General features: G+C 47.1%; 10 protein-coding genes and 1 pseudogene. 8 read left to right on the forward strand and 3 right to left on the reverse strand.

Features of this window, described 5'->3' with window-relative positions; genetic code table 11:
- The 5 genes from AC4MRN_RS17630 to ybiA form a co-directional block, all read left to right on the forward strand.
- Window positions 1-485: GGDEF domain-containing protein (locus AC4MRN_RS17630; protein ID WP_491204011.1), on the forward strand; the 485-nt coding region annotated here is incomplete at its 5' end.
- A gap of 90 nt (window positions 486-575) precedes the next feature.
- Complete coding sequence (locus AC4MRN_RS17635; protein ID WP_491204012.1) at window positions 576-1,094, forward strand: YgjP-like metallopeptidase domain-containing protein; 519 nt, start codon at window positions 576-578, stop codon at window positions 1,092-1,094.
- A 12-nt stretch (window positions 1,095-1,106) separates the two neighbouring features.
- On the forward strand, window positions 1,107-1,457 hold the full coding sequence (locus AC4MRN_RS17640) for a YacL family protein (protein ID WP_491204013.1): 351 nt from the start codon (window positions 1,107-1,109) through the stop codon (window positions 1,455-1,457).
- A 61-nt stretch (window positions 1,458-1,518) separates the two neighbouring features.
- Window positions 1,519-2,520, forward strand: coding sequence for a ribosome biogenesis GTPase YlqF (gene ylqF, locus AC4MRN_RS17645; protein ID WP_491204014.1), 1,002 nt, complete (start codon window positions 1,519-1,521; stop codon window positions 2,518-2,520).
- Window positions 2,521-2,640: 120 nt separating this feature from the next.
- Window positions 2,641-3,105, forward strand: coding sequence for a riboflavin biosynthesis intermediates N-glycosidase (gene ybiA, locus AC4MRN_RS17650; protein ID WP_073322103.1), 465 nt, complete (start codon window positions 2,641-2,643; stop codon window positions 3,103-3,105).
- Here the strand turns inward: ybiA and AC4MRN_RS17655 are convergent.
- Window positions 3,102-4,730, reverse strand: coding sequence for an NAD(P)/FAD-dependent oxidoreductase (locus AC4MRN_RS17655; protein ID WP_491204015.1), 1,629 nt, complete (start codon window positions 4,728-4,730; stop codon window positions 3,102-3,104). The genes ybiA and AC4MRN_RS17655 overlap by 4 nt on opposite strands.
- 184 nt (window positions 4,731-4,914) lie before the next feature.
- Here AC4MRN_RS17655 and fdxA point away from each other — a divergent pair, with 184 nt between their 5' ends.
- On the forward strand, window positions 4,915-5,238 hold the full coding sequence (fdxA, locus tag AC4MRN_RS17660; RefSeq protein ID WP_490403235.1) for a ferredoxin FdxA: 324 nt from the start codon (window positions 4,915-4,917) through the stop codon (window positions 5,236-5,238).
- Window positions 5,239-5,266: 28 nt separating this feature from the next.
- On the opposite strand, the gene rlmE is transcribed toward fdxA, so the two are convergent.
- On the reverse strand, window positions 5,267-5,887 hold the full coding sequence (gene rlmE / locus AC4MRN_RS17665) for a 23S rRNA (uridine(2552)-2'-O)-methyltransferase RlmE (RefSeq protein ID WP_155014491.1): 621 nt from the start codon (window positions 5,885-5,887) through the stop codon (window positions 5,267-5,269).
- 152 nt (window positions 5,888-6,039) lie between these two features.
- On the opposite strand from rlmE, the gene AC4MRN_RS17670 reads away from it, so the two are divergent.
- On the forward strand, window positions 6,040-6,783 hold the full coding sequence (locus AC4MRN_RS17670) for a TrmH family RNA methyltransferase (protein WP_491204016.1): 744 nt from the start codon (window positions 6,040-6,042) through the stop codon (window positions 6,781-6,783).
- A gap of 342 nt (window positions 6,784-7,125) precedes the next feature.
- Here the strand turns inward: AC4MRN_RS17670 and AC4MRN_RS17675 are convergent, their stop codons facing one another.
- Window positions 7,126-7,764 (reverse strand): CPBP family intramembrane glutamic endopeptidase, encoded by a 639-nt coding sequence (locus AC4MRN_RS17675; protein WP_491204017.1) that lies wholly within the window; start codon window positions 7,762-7,764, stop codon window positions 7,126-7,128.
- Window positions 7,765-8,265: 501 nt separating this feature from the next.
- Here AC4MRN_RS17675 and AC4MRN_RS17680 point away from each other — a divergent pair.
- Window positions 8,266-8,484 (forward strand): annotated as a pseudogene (locus AC4MRN_RS17680) (DUF4041 domain-containing protein); the annotation flags it as partial.

The raw sequence follows: 8,484 nt of genomic DNA on the forward strand, positions 1-8,484 counted from the left end.
TTGATCACTTTAAACGCATTAACGATACCCATGGCCACCAGGCCGGGGACGCTGTATTGGTTGAAACGCGCTATCGTCTTAGTCGTATTTTTCGGGATACCGATTACCTGATCCGCTGGGGCGGTGAAGAATTTCTGGCTGTGGTGCACAACACGTCCCGCCGTGAAGCCCACATACTGGCTGAACGCGTCGTTACTGAAATTAATGGCTGTGCGTTTAAAATAAACGACCACGTGCGTCTAAGCGTAAGTTGCTCGGTGGGCTTCGCGCCCTACCCTTTACAACAACAGCACTACAACTTCTTTGACTGGCATACCACGGTAGCGATTGCAGATGCCGCGCTATATGAGTCAAAAAGCCGGAGCCGGGATACCTGGACAGGTATTACGTCGATTAAAGAAAATGCATCAGAAGAGACGCTTACGCTAATTCAGCAACAACCGTCTCGCGTATTTGATGTTGCAGAAACCATAATACGGCCATAACGCGCTATTGCCCGACTACAAACCCGCGACCGTTACGGTGTATAATTCAGTACTATAAGCGCGTCCCGAAACAACAACGATTCAATAACCATGTCAAAACCGCTCACTTACTTGTCGCACTACCCTCAACATTTGCAGGATCAAATCCAGCAGATGCAGGCGCAAAATCAATTGGGCAACTGGCTGCGTTCACGCTATCCCAATGTGCATAGCATAAACAACGACAAAGACTTGCGTGACTATGCCATGGACATTAAAAATCACTATATGAAGAAAACCCAGCCATTGAGTAAAGTGGTCTACGACAACAAAATTCACATTGTTAACCATGCGTTGGGTCTTCACTCTTATGTGTCGCGGGTTCAGGGCGGCAAGCTAAAGAGTAAGAACGAGTTGCGGGTAAGCGACTTGTTCAAACACACACCAGAGCCATTTTTAAACATGATCGTGGTACATGAGCTCGCCCATTTAAAAGAAAAAGACCACAACAAGGCATTTTATAAGCTGTGCAACCATATGCTGCCCGACTACCACCAGCTTGAGTTTGAAGTGCGCGTTTACCTGACTGAGCTGGAACAAACCGGTTATGTGTTCACGCAGCCTTCCTGACAGGACACCCCCATGGATTTTGAATTTGTTACCGATGTCACAGGCCAGCCTCTGGCGAAGTGCGATATAGAAAGTGAAGCCTTTGGTGATTGGCTAAGCCATGACATTGGCACCGACCGGGCCGCGATCACCTCTTTAATTGACACACTACAACAAATACTCGACAGACAACGCGCTGACTACCAGTACACCGGTAAGATTTATCATTTGATCATTGCCGATGACGAGGTCGAAATATTCCACAATAACAACGACCTCGCACACAGCGAATTTGAAGACGAAGACCTCGACGGCCCGGTTGCCGGCTGTGGCTTGGTTGAATGCAAGCACCTACTGGAAAATTGGCTGGCATTCATTGGTTAATCAGAAATTCACACACAAATAAAGTACACTAGCGGCAATTCGACGCCAAAGGACAGCAAACGTGGCATTACAATGGTTTCCGGGGCACATGCACAAAGCCCTGAAAGAAATAAAAGAGTCAGTCAGTAAGGTCGATATTCTTATTGAAGTCCTCGATGCACGCATTCCGTATTCCAGTGAAAATCCGGAGATAGCAAAAATTCGGGGCGACACCCCTTGCCTGAAAATACTCAATAAGTTTGATCTGGCCGACCCGGACCTTACCGCACAATGGCAGGCTCACCTGGAAAGTGAGCGCGGCGTAACCACCATTACCACTACTAGCGACAACCCGGCTGCCAGCCGTCAGATCATGTCGATGGTGCGCGAGATTTGCGCCAGTAAAGAAGCGTCGGCCAAGTCTATCAATGCCATGATCACGGGTATACCCAACGTCGGCAAATCGACGTTAATCAACATTCTTGCTGAACGCATTATTGCCAAAACCGGCAATGAGCCCGCGGTAACCAAAAGCCAGCAGCGTATTAATTTAGGCAGCGGCATTGTCTTATTCGACACCCCGGGGGTGCTGTGGCCGAAGCTGGAAAACCCCAATTCCATTTATCGCCTGGCGGCTTCTGGTGCGGTAAAAAATACCGCCATGGAATTCGACGACGTAGGTTTTTACGCTGCAGACTACTTAATTAAAGCCTACCCAGGCCTTATGCAGGAACGCTTTAAACTGGACGAAATCCCGCCAACAGAGCTGGAGTTTCTGGAAGCCGCAGCCAAAAAACGCGGTGCCATAATGAGCGGCGGCCGGGTAAATCTGCACAAAATCTGCGAAATTCTTCTGACTGAATTACAAGCTGGTAAGTTGGGGCGTATTACCCTTGAGACGCCCGAAATGATCACGGCAGAAAAAGTAGAAATGGAGAAAGTGGCCGCTAAAAAAGCAGCTGACAAGGCCAAACGCAAAGAGCGCTTTAAACAGGGCTCACTAACGCCCGACAAAAAAGACCGTAAAGAAAAGCGAGAACAAAAGCGCCAGGAACAAAGCCAGCGTATGAAAAAGCGCCGCTAACACAGGCCACTCGCAATAAGTGCCGGGCCAACCCGGCACACAAAAACGGTTCAGGCAAATTACAATAGCTGAATATTTCTTTATACTGACACTTCTGATTATTTAGCCTTTGGATTCAACGTGTTTACAGCCAACCTAGCAATGGAAAAAGCGTTTCAGTTCTCGCGCTTTGACCTGTCCAACCCGTTATCGACCTGCTCAGCACATCCTATTCTCCTGGATGACGAAAATTGGCTTACCTGCGAACATTACGTGCAGGCCAAAACACTCAGAAGTGCTCAGCACGCCCAAAAGGTCGCGTCCTTACCTACCGGTGAAAAAGCCTATGCGTATGGCAAAGCCTGGTATCGCGCTAACATCGCCGACTACAAAACCACGGCACCCATTATGATGAAACGGGCGTTATACACCAAAGTGCAAATGTACGAAGAAGTACGCGAGGCACTGTTTGCCACCGAGGACCGGTTGATTGTTGAAACGTCGCAATACGACTATTTCTGGGGTATTGGCCGTGACCAACGTGGCCTGAACCACATTGGTAAAGCCTGGATGGATATTCGCGACAAGTTACAAGCAGCAAGCTAGCTGCTTTGCTGTGCAGCAACCATAGCTAGCGCAACCGCCTCTGCTACGCGAATACCATCGATACCGGCAGACAGAATACCGCCAGCATAACCCGCGCCCTCACCTGCCGGATACAATCCAGACACGTTCACGCTTTCATAATCGCCGGTTCGCTTAATACAAATAGGCGACGAGGTGCGCGTTTCAACACCGGTTAGCATACCATCGGCCTTGGCAAACCCTTTGATTTGGCGGTCGAACGCCGGGATCGCCTCACGAATAGCTTCGGTTACAAATTCAGGCACTACCTTGCTCAAATCGGTAAGCGTAATGCCCGGTGTATACGACGGTTTGACATCGCCCAGTTCCTGACTGGGTTTACCTGCCAGAAAATCACCAATTAACTGCGCCGGCGCATTGTAGTTTTCACCACCAGCGCGATAAGCCGCTTCTTCCAGTCGGCGCTGTAACTCAATACCGGCAAGTGGGTGGTCCGGGTAGTCTTTTTCCGGAGTAATTCCCACCACAATTGCACTGTTAGCATTACGTTCATGGCGTGAATACTGACTCATGCCATTGGTCACCACGCGGCCTGGCTCGGATGCAGCGGCAACCACAGTGCCGCCCGGACACATACAGAAGCTGTAAACCGAACGGCCGTTTTTACAGTGGTGAACCAGCTTATAATCGGCCGCGCCTAGAATAGGGTTTCCTGCATTGTCCCCAAAGCGACACGCATCAATCATGCTCTGTTCGTGCTCAATTCGAAACCCGATCGAAAACGGCTTGGGCTCAATATATACGCCCTGTTCGTGCAGCGCAGTAAAGGTATCCCGCGCGCTGTGCCCGATTGCCAGCACCACAAACCGGCTTGCCAGATATTCACCGTTAGAAAGATGCAGGCCTTTTATTTTATTGCCGTTGTCGATTGCTTCCAGATCCAGCTTTTCAACCTTGGTGCTAAAGCGAATCTCACCGCCCAGCTCAATAATCTGCGCACGCATTTTTTCCACCATATTCACCAGTTTAAAGGTACCAATATGGGGTTTACTTACATATTCGATTTCCGCCGGTGCGCCCGCCGCCACAAACTCGTGCAGCACCTTGCGGCCATAATGTTTGCGATCTTTTACCTGACTATACAGTTTGCCATCAGAAAAGGTACCTGCGCCGCCTTCACCAAACTGCACGTTCGACTCAGGGTTTAGCGGTTGTTTACGCCAGAAACCAAAGGTGTCTTTGGTGCGTTCTCTCACGGCTTTACCACGCTCCAGCACAATGGGTTTAAATCCCATCTGCGCCAAAATTAACGCAGCAAACAAACCACACGGCCCAAGCCCCACGACGACCGGGCGTTCGGTTAAGTTTTCTGGCGCCGTTGCCACAAACTTGTATTGCATATCCGGCGTTGGGCGAACATGGGTTTGCTTTTTAAACTTCTCCAGCAGGCTGTCTTCTTTACTAACGTCAACGTCCAATGTATAAATTAACTGAATATCTTTGTTGTTACGCGCATCGTAACCACGCTTAAATACGTTAATGGTATTCAGCTGCTCAGCATCAATGCCAAGCGTTGCCAGTACGGCTTTTTCAAGCGCTTGTTCATCGTGGTTAAGGGGTAATTTGATGTCCGTTAATCGCAACATGGGGGCAGGTACTCTGGTTAATGCCGGACGGCCTCTCCGTCAGGGCAACGCATTTTAAATCAGATCCAGAAAGATAGGTAGCTGAAGGCGCAAAATAGCAGTGATTCGCGTAATTCCACTTGTCTTTTGAGCTTGCTAATTTACACTTAGCGCCTGTTCAACCCGGATATCACATAAATCGCCAATGACCTTCGTAGTAACCGACAATTGCATAAAATGTAAATACACGGATTGTGTTGCGGTGTGCCCCGTAGATGCCTTTTTTGAAGGGCCAAACTTTTTGGCCATCGATCCGGCTATTTGTATTGATTGTGCGTTGTGTGTACCCGAGTGCCCGGCCGAAGCGATTTTTCAGGATACGGCCCTGCCGCCCGGGCAGGAAGACTATCTGGCGATCAATGCAGAACTGTCGCAGCAATGGCCAAACATTACCGAATTAAAGCCCGCACCAGTAGACGCCGATGAATGGAATGGCGTGCCTGACAAGCTGCCATTATTAGAAAAGTAGCCCCGGCCATTAGCGGCAAAAAGAACGATTAGCCTTTAAAGCCTTTGGCAACCAAATACACTTCACGAGAGCGAGGACGCGACGCTGCAGGTTTACGCACAATGACCTTATTGAACGAACTGCGCACATCTTTAACGTATTCATCGTATCCTACGCCCTGAAACACCTTGGCACAGAAACTACCGCCAGGTTTTAATACATTGCGCGCCATATCAAGGGCCAGCTCCACCAAATACATAGATGCATACTGATCGGTTGTGTTTACACCGCTCATGTTGGGTGCCATGTCTGACACCACTGTGTCTACCTGATCGTCACCCAGCGTTTGCAGGATCTGGTCGTACACGGCTTCATCGGTAAAATCGCCCTGAATAAAATCCACACCAACAATGCCACTCATCGGCAGAATGTCAGACGCGATCACTCTTCCACTGTCGCCAACAATCGGCGCTACGATTTGTGACCAGCCACCTGGTGCAGAACCCAAATCCATAACCACACTCCCCGCGCGGAACAGATTGTCTTTCTCGTTAATTTCAATCAGCTTATAGCTGGCCCGTGAACGATATCCGTCTACCTGTGCTTTTTTCACGTAGATATCATTAACGTGTTCGTCCATCCATTTTTTGCTGGTTTTCGATTTTGCCATTCTGATGCGCTGCGTTGAGAGTTCCGATGAGGGCGCTATTGTAATGGCTTACAGCCGATTTGCAAAACCTCAACCGCCTGGGAAGATACCAATTGCGCCGCCAAACCGGTACAATTCCCGCTTTGTTACCGCCAACAGTTCAGAATTCGCCCATGAAACTCGACGATGTTAAAAAACTGCATCAAAAAAAATACCGCACGCAATTTGGTTACTATTTAGTTGAAGGCGAACATTTAATTCTTGAACTGTTGAAAGCCCATTCAAGTGCCGAAGAACAGCAGGCAATAACACTCTATGTAACCGAACAATTTGAGCAGTGGGCACACGACCTGGCCAGCGCGTTTACTATCTCGGTGGTGACTCAAAAGCAAATGAGCCAACTTAGTGACACCAAAACCCCGCAAGGACTGATTGCCTGCGTGCCATTGCCTTCCAAACAAACCGTTGAGCCGCTCGCTGCAGGTGAGCGCTGTGTTTACCTACATGAAGTACAGGACCCCGGCAATTTGGGTACCATATTGCGCACACTGGCCTGGTTCGGAAACTTTCGGTTATTGCTGAGTCCGAAAAGCGTAGATCCGTTCAATTCTAAAGTAGTCCGCGCGAGCATGGGCGCTATCTTTCACACGCCTGTAGAACTGGACGTAACCCTGGAATCACTGTCGGAACGATTTAAACAGTTCGCGTATTTGGACTTGAACGGCGAAGCTATCAACTCACCTAGCTTCGGCAACTTTGAATGCTATTTGTTTGGCAACGAAGCCCGCGGCGTACCAACCGAAGCGCTACAAACTTTTAATGCTGTGCCTTTTACTATTGCTGGAAGTGGCGCCATTGATTCATTGAATTTGGCTTCTGCCGTGGGGATCAGTGTTTATCAATTGGCGTTGAGTTAGTATTTATCCAAAAAGCAAACATCCCTACCCTAAAAGTGATCATCGAGTTATGGAATTCCTTTTCTGGATTTTCTGGCTAACGAATTGTGTTGCGCGGTATGCTTCTGCTCAATCAAATCATGCAGGTCATCAAGTAAGCCGAAATGTTCGCGTACCTTGAACAGAGTCTTACTATTTAACGGTTTACCATTTTCAATGGAAAAAATCGTGTTTCTGCCAACACCAATTTCCCAATGAGTTCGAGTGTGCTCATTGTTTTCAGCATGATATTTTAAGCGTTAGTTGCCTTATGCTTACAATGTAGTGCAAAAACCCCTTTGATTTATTGACATTTTTTTCCTTCTAAATTTTATTGTTCACTTGCCAAAGAGTCTTCATCACTCTTTTTTGCAAGCCCATCAAGGCTCGTTCGATTGTAGTGACAATCATTTTAAGCCTTCCTCCATGTATCAACCACACCGTTAAAATAATTATAAAGCCTGAGATCGCAACCCCTGATACAAAGGCACTTTTTATGAAATTGAAATAGATTTCATCAATCACTACTGAGAAGTAAGTCACCAGCAAATATGCGCTAAAATTATTTAAAATATGGGCGAGTATTGATAGTTTTATCGATTGCGTTTTCGCGACTAAATAACAGAAAAACAAAGACAACCCAAAAGCCACCAAGAATACCTCAGCGGGATGTAAAAAAGCGAAAACCAACGAAAAAACAATGGCTAGACGAGTTGGATTTGCAAGTTTTTTGACTAGTAATAAATACGGCCATCTAATCACCATCTCTTCTATTATTGGCATGGCTATTACGACCCCGAAGAAACCTATGTTTAAAATAGCATCCTTTTGATTGTTTACGTTTGGGTGATAATTATCAAAGACAAAGTGGTATAAGACATAGAGGTTGATCAAGGACACCAATTGCCCTAACAAGACAATAAGCAAAGCGAACAAAAAGAAGGAAGTTAAGTTTTTTTCCATTTTCGTCACTCTATAAACTGGGCGCTGAATGAAGCAAGTACAAGTTACAACTGGGCATACACATCTGAGGTCAACAGAACCATTCAACTATCGCAGACTGACCTATCATACAGACGGATATTTAAAGGGCAATGGTGTATCGGTGGTAGGTTTTACTGTGATATTCAGAACCTCCCCAAGTTGTCAGAAGAACTATCAGAATTAATGGAGAGTCCTGCGTAGAGCTTGACTACAAGTCGCTGCATCCTTGTCTTTTGTATCATTTATCAGGCGCAGAATCTATACCAATGATTCCTGTTCATGACAGCTTTATCGTTCCTACGTCGAAAGCTCAGCTGTTGCAGCAAGCAATGTATGAACAGCATGAAGCTAACACGGGCATGAAAGCCTCTATCGCCTGATAACACCTACGGGAAAGGACTCCCAAGTTGACTTGATTTTGTATTGGCAAACCACTTGTATTAAGGTTGACAGAAGGACGAGCAGACAAGGATTACAGCTATGGGCTTAATTGAAGCTCTACCAAGGGACTATGGCCACATTATCACCTATGCCCTGATTTTCGCAGCCATATCGTTACTGGTGTTTACACTTTTAAAGTCCCGCGAACTAAAGTCAGAACTCAATAAAGTCAAATCTCATCTCCAAGACTCAAAGCAGAGAATCACAGAGCTACTTGAGAAGTACCAACCGATAAGCTCTATTGAGGCTCGTGTGAAG

It is taken from the genome of Marisediminitalea sp., from assembly GCF_984433645.1.

Excerpts from the sequence above, each read along its gene's own strand:
- AC4MRN_RS17635 (WP_491204012.1), top strand. The coding sequence starts at position 576 with ATGTCAAAACCGCTCACTTACTTGTCGCACTACCCTCAACATTTGCAG.
- AC4MRN_RS17640 (WP_491204013.1), top strand. The coding sequence starts at position 1,107 with ATGGATTTTGAATTTGTTACCGATGTCACAGGCCAGCCTCTGGCGAAG.
- AC4MRN_RS17655 (WP_491204015.1), bottom strand. The coding sequence starts at position 4,730 with ATGTTGCGATTAACGGACATCAAATTACCCCTTAACCACGATGAACAA.
- fdxA (WP_490403235.1), top strand. The coding sequence starts at position 4,915 with ATGACCTTCGTAGTAACCGACAATTGCATAAAATGTAAATACACGGAT.
- rlmE (WP_155014491.1), bottom strand. The coding sequence starts at position 5,887 with ATGGCAAAATCGAAAACCAGCAAAAAATGGATGGACGAACACGTTAAT.
- AC4MRN_RS17670 (WP_491204016.1), top strand. The coding sequence starts at position 6,040 with ATGAAACTCGACGATGTTAAAAAACTGCATCAAAAAAAATACCGCACG.
- AC4MRN_RS17675 (WP_491204017.1), bottom strand. The coding sequence starts at position 7,764 with ATGGAAAAAAACTTAACTTCCTTCTTTTTGTTCGCTTTGCTTATTGTC.